The organism is Escherichia sp. MOD1-EC6475 (assembly GCF_003046645.1).
In the GTDB taxonomy this organism is placed as follows: domain Bacteria; phylum Pseudomonadota; class Gammaproteobacteria; order Enterobacterales; family Enterobacteriaceae; genus Escherichia; species Escherichia ruysiae.
Genome location: NZ_PZKQ01000118.1, coordinates 1 through 900 on the forward strand (window position 1 = coordinate 1; position 900 = coordinate 900).

At 45.6% G+C, this 900-nt stretch carries 2 protein-coding genes; one reads left to right on the top strand and one right to left on the bottom strand.

Translation table 11 applies throughout. The features are described 5' to 3' along the window. Positions 1-332: c-type lysozyme inhibitor (locus A7589_RS22605; protein ID WP_108189038.1), on the bottom strand; the 332-nt coding region annotated here is incomplete at its 3' end. Between the two features lie 406 nt (positions 333-738). On the opposite strand from A7589_RS22605, the gene A7589_RS22620 reads away from it, so the two are divergent. Further along, a partial coding sequence (locus A7589_RS22620) for an IS1 family transposase (protein ID WP_001396981.1) occupies positions 739-900 on the top strand: 162 nt, incomplete at its 3' end.

The window sequence follows — 900 nt, forward strand, 5'->3', positions numbered from 1 at the left end:
CTTGTTCGCACCTTCCTTAATACAGGTCTGTCATTCCCTTCTACCAGATCGGCTTTTTTCCCTTTTGTGTACAGTTTATATGAGTAGTTTTTGTTGATGGCTTCGTAATTCGCTCCGGAGGCTATTTTCATAAGCTGCATGGGTATCATCTCATCCATCTGGTTTATCACTGCATAGGAGTTTCCGGCAGTGGTGTTGATATAGACAACCTCCATTCTCTTGTTTCCATCACAGACATAGGCTTTTTTTGAGATTTCTTGTGTGGCAGCGGAGGCTGTCATACAGGTGCTGGTGAGAATGAGTGCAAGGACGGCTGAAGAATATTTTTTCATAACAACACCTTCTGTAGATTAAAAAGAGAGGTGCTTTTCCGGAGTTATATTAATAATTCATTCATCAGAGAAAACTGTTTTTTTGTTACGGCAATAATAATGAGACAATTCCTGGTAAGCCCGGTGCCGTTCTACGGTTGCACCGGGAGGGCTGGAACTCAGTGCGGAGATTTTTTACCATCCTGGCGATATAAATGATCATGTGCTGTTTTGCGGTCCCTGTATATGCCCATTTCTTTTTCCGTCTGTATTGCAGAACTGCGTAATAATCTGAAGGAGAACTCTTCCTGGCTGGTTGCTCTCTGTGATTTCATTTTTGCACGTTTCAGGCAGTGCTGTATCCGTCTCTGGGGTGATGCTGCCAACTTACTGCTTTAGTGTATGATGGTGTCTTTGAGGTGCTCCAGTGGCTTCTGTTTCTATCAGCTGTCCCTCCTGTTCAGCTACTGACGGGGTGGTGCGTAACGGCAAAAGCACCGCCGGACATCAGCGCTATCTCTGCTCTCACTGCCGTAAAACATGGCAACTGCAGTTCACTTACACCGCTTCTCAACCCGGTACGCACCAG